Origin of the sequence: Bacteroides sp. OF03-11BH (assembly GCF_003604005.1) — a bacterium.
GTDB classification, from domain to species: Bacteria; Bacteroidota; Bacteroidia; order Bacteroidales; family Bacteroidaceae; genus Bacteroides; species Bacteroides ovatus.
Genome location: NZ_QTMW01000034.1, coordinates 42,541 through 59,298, shown reverse-complemented (window position 1 = coordinate 59,298; position 16,758 = coordinate 42,541). Strand labels below are relative to the sequence as shown.

Genomic DNA, 16,758 nt, shown 5'->3' with positions numbered 1-16,758 from the left:
GAAATAACAAAGGAGAATATAGTAAAAAATATAATGCGTCTGCCCTGGCATCTTATAGAATGATAAATAGCACCTTATAAGATGACTATTATCCCATTACAAGGGGACAACTTATCTTTAGAAGGACGGAAAGCTTTAAAGATACAAAATTAAATAGAGAAAAGCAACTATATATAACTCTTTTACCTGAAGGAATACAAAATAAGTTTGCTTTTCAACAAACATTCATCCGAATGTATTATCTTTGTTTTTAGTTTAACTGACCTGATCTCATGAGAACAAAAACCTTTTTACTACTATGCATCGCATTTGTCACACTGTTTATCGGCATACCCCCTCTTCAAGCCGGTCATTATTACTATAAGCAAATCTCCCTAAAAGATGGTCTTCCCTCCACCGTGAGATGCATTTTAACGGATAAACAAGGTTTTGTATGGATTGGAACCCGCTCCGGACTGGGACGATATGACGGACATGAACTTAAAAAGTATGTCCATCAGTCAAACAACCCTCATTCCATTCCTCACAATTTAATCTACCAGCTGATAGAAGATGTACAAAACAATATATGGATTCTGACAGATAAGGGAGTGGCACGTTATCAGCGGCAAAGCGATGACTTTCTTATACCGACTGATGAAACAGGAAATAATATCATCGCCTATTCCGTCTGCCTGACTGATGATGGAGTGTTATTCGGTTCGAAAAATAAAATCTTTTTCTATAATTATCAGGATGCCACTTTCCGCCTCCTGCAAACGTTTGACCTAGAGCCCAATTATAATGTGACTCTGCTAAGTCTATGGGATAAACGAACATTACTTTGTTGTAGTCGCTGGCAAGGACTACTCCTGCTCGACCTGAATACCGGAAAATGCCGCCGTCCTCCTTTCGATTGCGGAAAGGAAATCATGAACGTACTTATAGACTCACAAAAAAGAATATGGGTAGCCCCTTACAACGGAGGGCTGAACTGCCTGACACACGACGGTAAACTACTGGCTACATATACTACCCACAACTCTTCTCTAAGTAACAATGTTGTACTAAGTCTCGCCGAACGGGAAGGAGAAATCTGGATTGGAACAGACGGAGGAGGCATTAATATTCTCGACCCGGAAACCGGACATTTTTCTCTGCTGGAACATGTGCCCGGAAGTGACAACTATTCACTTCCCGCCAACTCTATCTTATGCCTATACAACGACTACAACAACAATATATGGGCAGGCAGCATCCGCAACGGACTAATCAGCATCCGGGAAGTTTCCATGAAAACATATACAGACGTACCACCCGGCAACGACCGGGGACTTAGCAACAATACCGTTCTAAGTCTTTTCCAGGAATCTCAAGATCAAATCTGGGTAGGCACGGACGGAGGAGGTATCAACAACTTTAATCCGCTCACAGAGAAATTTACTCATTATCCCTCAACCTGGGAAGACAAAGTTGCCTCTATCTGTCAGTTTACTCCCGGTAAATTATTAATTTCTATTTTCTCACAAGGAGTATTTATTTTCAATCCGGCAACTGGAGAAAAACAACCTTTCACCATTGTCGACGCTGAAACAACAGCACTCTTATGCAATCGAGGCAAGGCTGTAAATCTACTCCGGAACACTCATCACAGCATTCTGTTCCTTGGAGAACATATCTATATATATGATTTGAATACACGTACTTTCAGTACCGCTATAGAACAGGAAGAACAAGATATTATCGGTGCTCTCCTGCCAATCGGCAATTATAGGAACACCACTTATCTAAATGATACGAAGCACATATATGAACTGGACAACCATACAAACCGGCTGAAAGCCCTATACAGATGCTGGAAAGACACGACCATCAACTCCGTTTCAAGAGACGAAGAGGGAAACTTCTGGATTGGGAACAATTACGGATTGGTACACTACAATCCCGCCACCAAAATACAGACTCCGATCCCGACCTCTCTATTTAGTGAAATCACTTTGATCGTATGCGACCAGCAAGGAAAAGTATGGATAGGAGCTGACAGCATGCTTTTCGCTTGGCTTATCAAAGAAAAAAAGTTCGTTCTATTCGGCGAATCAGACGGCGTAATCCAGAACGAATATCTTTCCAAACCCCGCCTGTTAAGTATGCAGGGAGACGTCTATATGGGTGGAGTAAAAGGTTTACTGCACATTAACTGCAAAATACCATTAACAACTTCTGAACTTCCCCAACTCCAATTATCCGATGTCATCATCAATGGAGAATCCGTGAATAACGAATTAACCAATCGACCAACAGGGATCTCCGCTCCCTGGAACAGTAATATCACTATCCGGATCATGTCGAAAGAGAAGGACATTTTCCGACAGAAAGTGTACAGATACCAGATAGAAGGGCTGAATGACCAGCAAATCGAATCGTACAATCCCGAACTGGCTATACGTTCACTTCCTCCGGGAAGTTATAAGATTATGGCTTCATGTACAGCTAAAGATGGCAGTTGGATTCCCAGTCAGGAAGTACTGGAACTAACCATTCTCCCTCCCTGGTATCGGACATGGTGGTTTATTCTTAGCTGTACCGTTCTTACTGCTGCCGCTATTATTGAAACTTTCCGAAGAACTCTAAAGCGTAAGGAAGAAAAACTGAAATGGGCAATGAAGGAACATGAACAACAGGTATATGAAGAAAAAGTACGTTTCCTTATTAATATCAGTCATGAGCTGCGCACACCTTTAACGCTCATACACGCACCGCTTAGCCGGATACTGAAATCGCTTTCTGCCGAAGATACACAATATTTACCTATAAAAGCAATCTATCGCCAGTCACAGCGAATGAAAAACCTTATTAATATGGTACTCGATGTACGCAAAATGGAGGTTGGGGAAAGTAAATTGCAGATACAGCCGTATGCTCTCAATCAATGGATTGAACATGTATCCCAAGATTTCGTCAGCGAAGGTGAAGCTAAAAACGTCCGTATCCGCTATCAGCTTGACCCACAGGTCAATACTGTAAGTTTCGATAAAGATAAATGTGAGATTATTCTAAGCAATCTGCTTATCAATGCCTTGAAACACAGTCCACAAGATGCAGAAATAACAATTACATCGGAGTTGCTTTCCGAGAAAAATAGCGTACGTATCTCCATCATTGACCGGGGAAACGGATTGAAACAAGTAAATACACAAAAACTCTTCACCCGTTTCTATCAAGGTACAGGAGAGCAAAGCGGCACAGGTATCGGATTATCTTATTCCAGGATTCTGGTAGAACTACACGGAGGCTCCATCGGTGCACGGGATAATCAGGAAGCTGGTGCAACATTCTTCTTTGAACTACCCTTGAGACAACAATCGGAAGAGATCGTCTGTCAGCCGAAGGCATATCTGAACGAATTGATGAACGATGATAGCAAAGAACTGTTACCGGAGGAAAATACGTTCGATACGAGTCCTTACAGTATTCTAGTGGTGGATGACAATCCGGATTTGACGGATTTTCTGAAAAAGTCACTGGGAGAATATTTCAAACGGGTAGTGATTGCTTCCGATGGTGTGGAAGCCCTTCAACTGACCAGAAATCATGCTCCGGATATTATCGTCAGTGACGTGATGATGCCGAGAATGAATGGATATGAACTTTGCAAAAATATAAAGGAAGATATTACGATCAGTCACATTCCTATCATTCTGCTGACAGCAAGAGATGATAAACAAAGTCAGTTGAGTGGCTACAAGAACGGGGCGGACGCTTATCTGACTAAGCCCTTTGAGATAGAAATGCTAATGGAAATCATTCGCAACCGATTGAAAAACCGCGAATCTATCAAGAAAAGATATTTGAATACAGGATTAGTCCCTGCGCCGGAAGAGAGCACTTTCAGCCAGGCAGATGAAACATTTCTGCTGAAACTGAATAAAATTATTCAGGAACATCTGGATAGCAGCAATCTGGACGTCACTTTTATCTGCAAGGAGATAGGTATGAGCCGGGCTTCCCTTTACAATAAGCTAAAAGCTCTGACCGATATGGGAGCCAATGATTACATTAATAAATTCCGGATGGAGAAAGCGATCACATTAATCACCAGTACGGACATGTCGTTCACGGAAATTGCCGAGAAGGTCGGCTTCACTACTTCACGCTATTTCAGTACGGCTTTCAAACAATATACAGGAGAAACGCCAACTCAATATAAGGAGAAGAGAAAACAGGAACGGAAAAAAGAGTAATGAGCAGCTACCCGAAAAAACAAATATTCTTTAGGCACGGAATTCTAAGACCTGAGCAAATAATCCGTGCCTAAAAATTTTAATATACTGCAAGTTTCATTACTTACTCAACCATTGACTTTTTTATAGTCTTCCAGAAACTTCTTCAATCCCGAATCCGTCAACGGATGATTCAATAAACCCTTGATAGCACTCAACGGACAAGTAGCAACGTCCGCTCCCACTTCCACACATTCGATAATATGTTTCGTATTGCGGATAGAAGCAGCGAGCACTTGTGTCTTGTAATCATAGGTACGATACATACGTACAATATCTCCCACAAACCCTACTCCATCTTCACAAATATCGTCCAGACGACCGACAAAAGGCGAAACATAGGTAGCTCCGGCTTTAGCTGCCAGTAATGCCTGTCCTACTGAAAAGACTAATGTACAGTTAGTACGGATTCCCTTTTCCGTGAAATGTTTGATCGCTTTAATGCCATCGGCAATACAGGGAACTTTTACTACAATATGCGGATTGAGCGCGGCAAGTTCTTCACCTTCACGAATCATTCCTTCATAATCGGTTGCTATCACTTCGGCACTGACATCTCCGTTGACAATCTTGCATATCTTGATATAATGTTCACGCTGATTCTGCGTTCCTTTGATACCTTCTTTCGCCATCAGCGAAGGGTTGGTAGTCACTCCGTCAAGTACTCCGAGGTCATAAGCCTCCTGAATTTGCTCCAAATTAGCTGTGTCAATAAAAAATTTCATACTCTTAATTTTTAATGGTTAACGATCTAATAGTCAAAGATAATAATTTATTTCCATTCATCTCTGATTATGCAATCGTTATTGACGAATCAAGATATACATCCTGAATAGTATTCAATAATTCCACCCCTTCGTTCATTGGTTTCTGGAACGCTTTACGTCCGCTAATCAATCCCATACCTCCTGCACGTTTGTTGACTACAGCTGTAATGACTGCATCACGCAAATCGGAAGAACCGTGAGATTCTCCACCGGAGTTAATCAAACCAACGCGTCCCATATAGCCGTTGGCTACCTGGTAGCGGCAAAGGTCAATCGGATGTTCGGAAGCAAGTTCGGTATACATACGCTCGTCGATCTTTCCGAAACCGATAGCTTTGAAGCCACCATTATTAGTCGGAAGTTTCTGTTTCACAATATCAGCTTTGATAGTCACTCCCAAACGGTCGGCCTGTCCTGTCAGGTCGGCGGCAGCATGATAATCGACAGCACCTTTCTTGAAATCATTATTGCGCAGGTAACACCAAAGAATGGTTGCCATCCCCAGTTCGTGAGCATATTCAAAAGCTTCGGCTATCTCCACGAGCTGACGGCGACTCTGTTCCGAACCGAAATAGATAGTGGCGCCTACCGCTACTGCTCCCATATTCCAGGCTTCTTTAACGGTACCAAACAATACTTGGTCGAAACTGTTAGGATAAGAAAGTAATTCATTGTGATTCAACTTAACGATAAAAGGTATTTTATGGGCATATTTACGTGCTACGGATCCAAGAATCCCAAAGGTAGAAGCTACTCCATTACAGCCTCCTTCAATAGCCAGTTTTACGATATTTTCCGGATCGAAATAGATCGGATTGGGGGCAAACGATGCTCCGGCAGTATGTTCGATGTCCTGATCGACAGGAAGTATAGACACATAACCGGTATTTGCCAGGCGGCCATGTCCCAACAACGTTTGCAGACTGTTCAATACTCTGATGCTCCGGTCCGAATCAATCCAGATTTTATCTATTGTATCGGGAGACGGAACATGAATCAATGATTTATCAATGGTTTCGCAAGTGTGGTCCAGGTAATAACAGGCCTTATCTCTTAATAATTCTACTACTTTACTCATAACTTCTTTTTTTAATGTGTAACTTTTCTATTTTTTCTTTCCCTGATTGGCTACTGCTTCCATCAGTTTTTTGATCTCTTCCGGGTTTCCCAGGAAATAGTCATTAGCAACGTTCAGGTTTTCATCAAACTCAAATACGTAAGGCACAGCCGTAGGTAGATTCAGCTTGACAATATCTTCATCGGAGATGTTTTTTAGATGCTTGATGATGCCTCTCAAACTATTGCCATGAGCGACCACCAACAGCGTATGAGCTGTTTTCAGACTAGGAAATATATCACTTTCCCAATAAGGCATAATACGTTCAATGGTATCTTTCAACGATTCAGTACGAGGCAACTCCGCATCGGGTACTTCATGATAACGGTAATCAAAACGGGGATTTCTCAAATCACTTTCTGAAAGAGGATGGGGAGCTATATCATAGCTACGACGCCACACTAGCACTTGTTCTTCTCCATATTTCTCGGCAGTCTCGGCTTTATTCAATCCCTGCAATTCACCATAATGCTTTTCATTCAAGCGCCAGCTTTTCTCTACAGGTATCCAGTCCAGATTCATCTTATCGAGAACACAGTTCAAGGTTTTCACCGCACGCTTCAAATAGGAAGTATAAGCCTTATCAAAATTGAAACCATATTCTTTCAATGTCTCTCCGGCTTTTTCAGCTTCGGCAACTCCCTTTTCTGTCAGATCTACATCTGTCCAGCCCGTAAAACGATTTTCTTTATTCCATGCACTCTCTCCGTGACGAAGTAATACTATCTTTTTCATTTCTAAAATTCTCCTTTCTTCTTTTTATATATACAACAGATTGTTTCTTCACAAAGTTCACTAGAAAATAAATAGTTGTCAATACCCAGAAATAATGATTCTTTCTACAAAGAAGCGGGATGCAGTAATCAGGGATATAAAAAAATACCCTCCTCTAATTCTAAGCTTGCATTATGGATGATGATTCATCAAAGCAAGGTTATCATTAGAGAAGAGTAAGTCTGTAAAAGTAAAAAGAGAGAGTTTATATATACAAGAAAATGTTCTACTGTTCTACTGTTCTATTTTTCTATTTTTTTCTATTCTTCGTTTTCCTCAAAGCTATTTATCAGAAGACCGCGTATCAGCATCTTTTCCATAATATCCTTCTTTTATTTTCTGAACGTTGCGCAGCAATGCCGCATAATGCCGGTAATTGAGATCTCCCTCCTTAGAAGCAGCAAGTTGCTCTTTTACTGACTCTTCAATCTTATCTAAATGCTGTTCTACAAAAAGCTGAATATCAGAACGGCTGATTGCCAGATTTGCATTGGCACCATCTTTGCTACTAGGTTTAATCATTCCTTCGACAAACCCCAGATAAGTCCGGTGCAACTGACGGCGGAAATTATTCTCCAGTTCACTGGGATCATTCAACGGTTTCCATATTGCAGTAAATACATCGTTCAAATAATCATCGAGTGCATACGATTCCGAAGAACACAATGAGGTTGAGTAAATATTATACAACATTCCCGGTGCAAGTAGCAAAGCTACAACAGAGCTTTGGCGGTCACGAATCTCATCCACCGGCTTGACTCCGGTACGACTCACCACTTCATCAGGATAGAGCCAGAGCGGAGCTACAAACAAATTGCGTCCCAACCATTCAACAGCTTCTTTCTGCAAACTGCGTGGCAGATAATCATGCACTTTGAGATCCGGCAAATTATTGGTATAGCGTCCTCCTATGTTCTTCTGCACTTGCAGGGTATACTTCAGATGTTGGGCACGAACCGAATTATAAATGGTGGTTAAGTCAGTGTACTCTCCGTCAGGCTGTGCTGTCCAGGTCAGTATGTTTTCCATCACTCTTTTCAGGTTCTTTATACCATATTCATTGGCTTTCATATTATTGTCGCCCAAGTCCTCACTCTGGCTACGGGGATCAAATCCCTTTCCTTCATCACCAACAAACCACAAGCGATGATCTCCCCGCAGTTTTTTGGTTACTTCGGCACGTAATACGTCTTTTTCTTTATAAGGATCCTTAAATTCCGGACGATAGCGATACCCCCATTGGATAGCCCATTTGTCATAAACACCGATACGAGGGAACAATCCTTTTTCGGAAATCCGATCTTCCGGTTGGGCTACATAATTAAACCGCGCATAATCCATGATTGATACCGTATGACCATTGGCTTCTACCCAAGCTTTATCACGCAGTTTCTCTACCGGAGTAGCCGAACTGGCTGCCATATTGTGCCGTAAGCCGATACTATGCCCCACTTCATGTGAAGAGACAAACTGAATCAGACTGCCCATTAATTTGTCGTCAAAAGTCATCGTGCGTGCGCGCTTATCCAGTGGCCCGCACTGCACCATATACCACTTTTTGAGTAAGTTCATTACGTTGTGATACCAACAAATATGACTTTCCATAATTTCTCCACTACGCGGATCGACAATACGCGGACCGTAAGCATTCTCCGTTTCGGAGGGTAGATAACGTATCACACTATAACGCGCATCGTCCAAACTCATATTGGGATCGTTCGGCCATTCTTTAGCTATTATAGCGTTCTTGAATCCGGCAGCTTCAAATGCTGTATTCCAGTCTTCGACACCTGCTTTAAGATAAGGTATCCACTTCTTCGGTGTTGCCGGATCAATGTAGTAGATAATGGGATTTTTCGGTTCGGAGAGTTGTCCCCGACGGTAACGTTCCGGATCTTTCGGTTCCAACCGATAGCGCTGGATGATGGCTCCACGATCGGTAGTCTGCTGGTCGTCCGAAAATTCGGTCAACGAGTTTTGGAAAAATCCCACCCGGTCATCGGCAAACCGTGGCTGCATCGGTTCTTTGGGTAACATCACGATGCTTGTATTCAGTTTCACAGTCACCGAACCAGTCTGTGCAGCCGGTAGTCTACCAGCACTAATACTATAAGTACGCAAAGTCACTGCCTCCACGTTGATAGGATAGGTTTTTATCGTATCCATAAATGTGCGGTCCTGGGCTAAAGTACCGATGCCAAGAATGGAACGGTCGCTTGAGGTAAAGCCGCACAATTTATTATCACCTAAAAAGAGTTTTGATACATCAATGAGCTGTGCCTGAGTCTCCGGATTTCTACCGATTACATCAAACTTATAGATTACAGGATCTACAGTCGATTGTTTCAATGCCTCGGCAATGTTATCACCCGGACGGGCAAACTGTGATTGCACATATTCGCGTAAAAAGAGAGTCTTATCATCATGCTGTTCCCAATAAACAACACTCCGGTTCACCTCTTCTCCGCTAAGCATTTTGAAACCCTGTGGCACTGCTTTAAACCGGGTCACAGCCAACAACAACCGTCCTAAAAGAGTATCCGGCACTTCAAAATACCAGTTATCTTTGATGTGGCGTACCGTAAACATACCCTCACATTCACTTCCTCCATCTTTCAACAGTTTTTCATAAGCCGTTACTTTCTTAACAGTGTCTTTCTTGACCGTATCTTCCTGTGCTACCAGTTTCTTCTTTCCACTTTCCAGAAGAGATATACCACTGGCACGAGCTCCCACACCTTGCAAGGACAGGAACGCCAACACAGCCATCATCAAAATCTTTCGCATAGTTTTCTCTTTATTTTTTTTATTCGTTAGTGTTCATTGTCAGGTTCGGATTTTTTTCACGGGCAGCCAACGGGAATGGAATGATATACAACCGTGAATCCGGCTTCAACGTATATGTCTTTTTCTCGACATCCGTAGATACCAGCGGGAAAGTACGGGTGATTGTCTTTGCGTAATCAGCTTCCGTATTGTATCGTTTCAAATCCCAGAAGCGACTAAATCCGGAGATTAACTCCTTACGGCGCTCATCAATGACTGCCTGCACCATCGCACGTTCGGTAGCAGGTTCCGGCAATACAGCTTCGGCTCCCTTGATTCGTTTTTCACGCAACTGATTCAATGTTTGGACAGCTCCCGGTATATCTTTCAGCCGTGCTTTCGCTTCTGCCAGAATCAGGTAAACTTCGGCAGTACGCATTCCCACAGACATAGGCTGAAACTTAGAATAAGTAATCGAAGTATTCCACAAAGCAGCTCCTGAACCTTCGTCAAAGTAGTATACACTGTTGTCACTCGTTTTAAAGAATTGGTTCAAACGTTCATCATTCTGCCCGAAAAGTTGTACCATCTCCGGGCTAAGCATACCATAACAAAAGGCCAAAACTTCAGTAGGACCACCCATATAAGCATAGTTCAGCACTTCCGGGTTACCGCCTTTGGCATAAGTAGTAACCTTAGTCGGACCTCCTTTAGCTCCCAAATCAATATAATCAATCAGGGTATTATTCAACTTCAATGATTCTTCGGCAGCTTCTTTCGCTTTTTTCCAATCTCGATGGAACAGATAAACACGGGCAGCCAACGCATATCCAAAAGCTTTTGACGGATGATATACATTCACCGGCTCTTCCTGTAAATAAGGAAGCGCTTCTTCTATATCCTTAATAATAAAATCGTATACTTGAGCAACCGTAGATTTGGTTGGAGTAGCCTCCAAATCATATTTATCAATGATAGCAACTCCACCGTCAGTGGCTGCAGTTTCCGGATTATATGCTTTCGCAAATGTATTTATCAGAATAAAGTGATCCCAGGCACGCATGATCTTTGCTTCCGCTTTTGCCAATTCCTTAACATCTTTATCACCCAGACTAGCATCAACCAATGAAATTACGATATTTGACCGTAGGATATATGTATAACAATTTTCATATAAATTGTTATCACTTAGCTCTTTCCGGTTAGCTGCCTCATTAAAAGTCATGTTAATACCATCCCATGAAATAAATTCATTACCTATGATATTCGATTCTTTCGACCAGACATTATCGCTCAACAAGGCAAAAGCTGCCGGATGGTAGGCCCGGTTGGGCAGGGCTATCAATTCATAATAAGTATCAGTAGAATCCACCGTTTTCTTGCCTGTAGGAGTAATATCCACATAGTCTTCACAGGCTGCAAAACCCAATATGAGAATAACTGGCAATATATAAAGTAATTTACGCATATCTTATATCTTTTAAATGGTTAGAAACTTGTTGATAATCCGATGGAGTAAGTCTTAGGAGAAGCGATGCCACGTGTACCGTCATTCATTCCATAGCTTTCCGGATCAATATCACTTCCTGCCTTACACCAGGTAAACAGATTATTTACCTGCACTTTCACTTTCAGAGAAGAGAGGCGGAGGTACTGGCAAACCATAAACGGCAAGTTATATCCTACACTCAAACTACGCAATTTCACATAACCTGCATCTTTCACATTGATGTCACCAAATTGCCACCAATCCTGGAAAGTTGTTGCATAAGTTTTTACCTGTGCCGGTATATCGAGGTACATACGTACCTGTGCATTCGAATCATCCGCAGTCCAACGGTTGGCAATTCCTTTCAAGGTTTGAGTACCTAACTGGTCATCCATTTTTAATACACTGTTACGCAGTTTATTACCACCAGCATACACAAAGAATGCATTCAAATCAAAATTCTTATAGTTGAATCTTAACCCTACTGACCCGCTGAATTTCGGAGTCAGCGAACCAAGGTTCACCAAGTCATCAGTACCTTTGAGCGAAGAACCAGAAGTGATACTGGCTACCGTACCATCTTCATTGAATTTCACCAGATCATTTCCATCTTTGTCCACTGCTACCGGATATCCATTCTCCATACGATCTATACGGTAAGCCCATAACGTATTATAACTAGTACCTTCCATAAAATAGTTCAGCGGACTCTTTATAAAGAGGCTCGCATTGTCGGATTCACTATGATCCACCTTCAACATTTTGTTCTTATTATGGTCAAAGTTAAAATCTACAGCGAAGTTCCAGTCTTTCTTACGTATGATATTGGCTGAAAGGGAAAGCTCTACACCACGATTACGCATCTCACCATTATTTACTACACGTGAGCCAGCTCCTAAAGTCGGATCCATATATCGGCGTACCAACAAATCAGATGAGTGACGATTATAATACTCCAGAGTTCCACTTATCAGATTCTTGAAAAGACGGAAATCTAATCCTATATTGTAAGTAGCCGTTTTCTCCCAGCGAAGCTTCGGATTCGGCAGATCATCATCCTCGTAAGTCAAATAAGTCGTTTTGATGGGATTGCTCTGTGTTTTTTTCTTTACAACAAAATAGGTAGTCGAAGCTTGATCTACATTACCGTTAATACCGTACGTCATACGTAGTTTAAGGTAATCCAGCCAGGAAATCTCTTTCATGAATGATTCTTCCGACAGAATCCAAGACGCACCGACTGACCACAAAGGATGGCGCTGATTACGTATATCGAGCCCGAACAAATCGGCTTGATCCCAACGAATACTTCCGGAAAGATTATAACGTGACAGATAAGAGTATCCTGCATTTGCATAAAAAGACGCATAACGATGGCGTGACTCGTGCAAAGTAGCAGACAGCCCCGATAAAGTAATCGTTCTGTCAGAAAGAGCACTGGTTCCTACACCGTCACGATAGGCTTGCCAATTCATAAAATCAGAAGTTAATGTTTGCGGATCGTAGCCATACAACAATTGGCGGGCAGGTGTCGGAATCTTGTTTTCACGAAATTCCAGACCGGCAATGGCAGTTACTGCATGGTCCTTCCAAGTTTTATCAAAGTCTATTTGGTTTCGTACCGTGTAACGCTTACTTTCAACTTCTGTCTGAGAAAAACGTCCCCCTTGCGGCAATTGTGCTTTTCCATTTGTATCAACCATACTGTTATGTAGCATACGCATTGCATAAGTATTTTCCGACTCAAATAGTTCACTCTTACCTTTATTCCATTCATATTGATACATGAAGTTGTATTTGAACATTTTCAGGAAACGAGCCTGTAAACTTACAAACGGACGAATACTAACATCATGTGACTTTGTTATGCTTTCCTCCAATGCATCAAGTACATTGAAACCAAACGTTCTATAAGGTGAGACACCTTCAGCTTTTCTTACAACACTCCCATTATAGGAAGGATATGCACCTACATTCACATAAGGAGAAGTATAATGGTTACCGTCGGCATCCAATATCCGCTCATATCGTTGTTGCAGGGTATAGCTGGTATAACTGCTATTCGGAGTATGACTACGTCCCATACGTACGTCCACTCCGGCATTCAGATTCAACCAGTTTGTGACCGCATAATTCGATTTATAGTACAAAGAAATTTTATTGCTTTTACTACTAATAACGCGCTGACTATCCTTTTCATAATTGAAAGAAAGGAAATGATTGCTATTTCCGGCTTTCTGTGATACAGTTACATTATAGCGCTGGGTTATAGCCGTACGCCAAGCATTATCACGATATTCCTTATAATAATCATTATTACGCCATTGTCCCAACGTAGCATTTACTTCACTACTGGTAATATCTCCATTGGCCTGATCCAGATAGAGTTGGAACAAGGGATTATAATAATTGTACTGAAAAGAAGATAAAAAATTCGCCGCACTTCCTTTTTCCGCTACATTAGCATCAAAAACAGCTGTTTGATAATCAATAATATCACTTGTTGAAGCTAAGTTCAAGCTCTTGAAACTTGGTTTGGTAGTGATAAACCAGTCTGCATTAATACTCACGTGCGCACCTTCTTTCTGAGCTTGTTTCGTGGTCACTACAATAACACCATTGGCTGCCAAAGCACCATAAATACTAGCAGCGGCAGCATCTTTCAAGACTGTGATACTTTCCACATTATAAGGATTTATCTCGCTCAAGCTTAAATTGGTTGACATATCGTCCACAACGATCAGCGGATTTGTTCCTACGTCATCCGAGAACGTACCTACTCCACGAAGAATAGGACTCATATCACCCGTATTCGGATTAATATTCATACGCAAACCTGCTATCTGCCCTTCCAGAGATGAGGCCAGGTCACTGTGCATCTGTCTGTTCAGTTGTTCGGAATCAACGAAACCGAAAGCTGCAGTAGAACGTTCACGGCTAATACGCTGATAGCCCGTCACCACAACATCCCCCAATTGTTGCTTGTCCTCATGCATTATCACCCGGATATTGTTACGGTCTTTAACAGAAACCTTTTCCGACTGCATACCGACGAAAGACACTTCCAATGTATGTACATCCACCGGAACTTTACAAGTAAAGTTTCCCTCTGCGTCCGTAATAGCACCAAAGGGACTGTTAAGCACCTTTACATTTGCTCCCGGCAAGGGATCACCACTTTCATCCACTACCTGACCTCCAACATTTCTGAACTTACCTGAAGCAGTTGTCGAGGTAGCTTTCACTTTACGGACAGTGATGAAATTTTGTTTCACATCATACTCAAAAGGCTTTCCTTCCAGAATCTTCTGAAGTGCTGCAAAAGGAGCCATCTGATATATACTCACAGTTACACGATAGGGTGCAACGTCTTCACTGGGAAAATTCACCTTATAACCAGATACATTGCTGAACTGTTTCAAGGCCGAACCGAGCGGTTCGTTTTTCATCTCTAAAGAAATCTGCCTGTTTTCTGCATTCTGCGCCCATCCTTGCAAGGCTGTTGCTGTAAACACCAGCAATAGAAAGGCAGTTCTCATCCACACAAGCTTTTTTTTAGTTCTTTTTTCTAATAATGTAATTTGTTGCTTTTTCATAAGAGTTGTATTTGTATAGTTAAATCTGCTTGATTGTAATGGTCCCGTCCTGATAGTCCACCTGCACTTTCTCCAACTTATTCAGCAGTTCCAATGCTTCATCCAAATGGGTATTTTTATTAGCCCAGAAGTTCAACCTGATATGGTACAGTTCGCACCGCTCAAAATCGATATTCACATTATACCATCTTCCCAAAGCACCCATGATTTCTTCCAACGGCACATCCTCAAAGTAGAACATTCCCTCTGTCCAGGCTGTATATGTAGCGATATTCACTTCTGATACTTTTTCCTCTCCGGTTTCCGTATAGGTCAAATCCTGTCCCGGACGTAATGTTACCGACTTATTGTTAACTGTGTTTGTGACCTGCACCTTACCATTCACCAAAGTTACATGACGATCTTCAACACTATAGGAACGCACGTTGAATTTAGTTCCCAGCACCATGGTATTCATGCCATTAGCACATACAATAAACGGATGTTCGGCATCTTTTGCCACTTCAAAGCAAGCCTCCCCTTCTAGTTCCACACGTCGTTCTTTTCCATTAAATGCCACAGGGTAGCGCAAACGACTTTCAGCATTGAGCCATACCTTAGTCCCATCAGCCAGTACCAGCAGAAAATCTTTTCCACGTGGTGTAGTCAAAGTCTGACAGCATACAGTGTCTGCCGAGACAGTTTTCCAGTCTTTCACATCCATCACACTGTCTGTCAATAACTGCTGTTCACTACGACCATCCATTTGTAGGACCACATGTTCATCATTGTTGTTCGCAGCAAAAAAACGTATCGGCTGTTCTGCAGGTAAAGAAGTGGAAGGAAGCAAAGAAGGAATCAGAAAAGCCAGTATCAAGACAGCTGCAGCAGAAGAAGCAATTGCCAAGATACGCATTTTCTTTCTGTACTTGCGTTTCCGTTGCAGATTCTCACGTATCACAGCTTCCTTACAAGCCATTAATTCCAAGAAAAGTTCTTTATTTTCAGGTATACCTATCCACTGAAGAAATTCATCAGTTTCTCTTAATTGTGGATGTTGTATGGCACGAAGTGCATAATCTAATTTTTTATCTGAATGGTCTATCATAGTGTCAATAGTTTCATTAAACACGTAAAGGTTACTGAAACTGATGACACCCCGATAGGATTTTTTTTAAAAAAAGATGGTTAATTGTTTTCGGAGTATCTTTAAAGCTCTGGCAATGTGCGTTCTAACGGTATTATCACTAATACGTAACTTTTCACTGATTTCCGCACATTTCTTTTCATTTAAGAAGAATTCTTCCACTACGGTTCGCATTTGTGGAGCCATCTGGCGAATACTCTCCTGCATCCGGTTTATCTTGTCTTCATACTCACGGTATTCTTTCACAGTCCAGCCACTGTAAAGTTCTTCCAGATATCTTTCCGCATTTTTATGCACCACGTTCTGATGACGTATTTGGTCAATACAACGATTTCGCACCATGATGAAGAATAACGGCAGCAGATCCTCTTCCGTTGTCAACCGTTCGTTGCTCTCAAGCACCGAACAAAAGACATCGTTCACCACATCTTTTGCGCTTTCCTCATCATTCAGCAGATTATATGCATGAATATAGAGTTTTTGCCAATGTTCCCTGTATATAACAGTTATAGCATTTTGACTATTATTCATGTATTTATAGTTACTTTTTGCGTTTCATAGAGCGCAAAGATAACCAATTGGAGCAAAAAACATTCTATTTATTAAAAAAGATTATAATTCATATAAATACATTTGTTGTTATAGACATATTCTATTCCCATCGTCTGACTCTTAATATTTTGACACTATGTTTCTCTCCAGAAAGATACGATTCACAACTATATCCGGCCGTTTCCATTCATCTGGACGTTGATTTAATCTTCGCTTTATCTTTACGCGTACAGAATGCTTCGATTACTTTTTTTACACGAAGATAATTTATTGATACTCTGCTCATATATGCCCATTTTCTTTGTAATACAT

General features: G+C 41.6%; 9 protein-coding genes. 1 reads left to right on the top strand and 8 read right to left on the bottom strand.

The features are described 5' to 3' along the window. The first annotated feature begins 272 nt into the window (after positions 1-272). A complete protein-coding gene (locus DXA54_RS20150) occupies positions 273-4,220 on the top strand; it encodes a two-component regulator propeller domain-containing protein (protein ID WP_008648834.1) in 3,948 nt (1,315 codons plus the stop codon). Between the two features lie 107 nt (positions 4,221-4,327). On the opposite strand, the gene fsa is transcribed toward DXA54_RS20150, so the two are convergent. From fsa to DXA54_RS20110, 8 genes are all read right to left on the bottom strand, one after another. Then, positions 4,328-4,984 carry a fructose-6-phosphate aldolase gene (fsa, locus tag DXA54_RS20145; RefSeq protein ID WP_120080525.1) on the bottom strand — a complete coding sequence of 219 codons (657 nt, stop codon included), beginning with the start codon at positions 4,982-4,984 and terminating at the stop codon, positions 4,328-4,330. 67 nt (positions 4,985-5,051) lie between these two features. Beyond that, positions 5,052-6,104, bottom strand: a complete 1,053-nt coding sequence (locus DXA54_RS20140; protein ID WP_004300825.1) for a class I fructose-bisphosphate aldolase — start codon at positions 6,102-6,104, stop codon at positions 5,052-5,054. Positions 6,105-6,131: 27 nt separating this feature from the next. Then, positions 6,132-6,878, bottom strand: coding sequence for a 2,3-diphosphoglycerate-dependent phosphoglycerate mutase (gpmA, locus tag DXA54_RS20135; protein WP_004300826.1), 747 nt, complete (start codon positions 6,876-6,878; stop codon positions 6,132-6,134). Positions 6,879-7,199: 321 nt separating this feature from the next. Next, entirely contained in the window at positions 7,200-9,704 is a 2,505-nt protein-coding gene (locus DXA54_RS20130) for a zinc-dependent metalloprotease (protein WP_004326491.1), read from the bottom strand. Between the two features lie 19 nt (positions 9,705-9,723). Next, positions 9,724-11,151, bottom strand: coding sequence for a RagB/SusD family nutrient uptake outer membrane protein (locus DXA54_RS20125; RefSeq protein WP_008648836.1), 1,428 nt, complete (start codon positions 11,149-11,151; stop codon positions 9,724-9,726). Between the two features lie 20 nt (positions 11,152-11,171). Continuing rightward, positions 11,172-14,768, bottom strand: coding sequence for a SusC/RagA family TonB-linked outer membrane protein (locus DXA54_RS20120; RefSeq protein WP_008648842.1), 3,597 nt, complete (start codon positions 14,766-14,768; stop codon positions 11,172-11,174). Between the two features lie 19 nt (positions 14,769-14,787). Further along, the gene (locus DXA54_RS20115) at positions 14,788-15,855 is read right to left on the bottom strand and encodes a FecR family protein (protein ID WP_004326488.1); all 1,068 of its coding nucleotides are present in this window, start codon (positions 15,853-15,855) and stop codon (positions 14,788-14,790) included. Positions 15,856-15,921: 66 nt separating this feature from the next. Next, positions 15,922-16,425 carry an RNA polymerase sigma factor gene (locus DXA54_RS20110; protein WP_008648845.1) on the bottom strand — a complete coding sequence of 168 codons (504 nt, stop codon included), beginning with the start codon at positions 16,423-16,425 and terminating at the stop codon, positions 15,922-15,924. Positions 16,426-16,758: the final 333 nt, after the last annotated feature.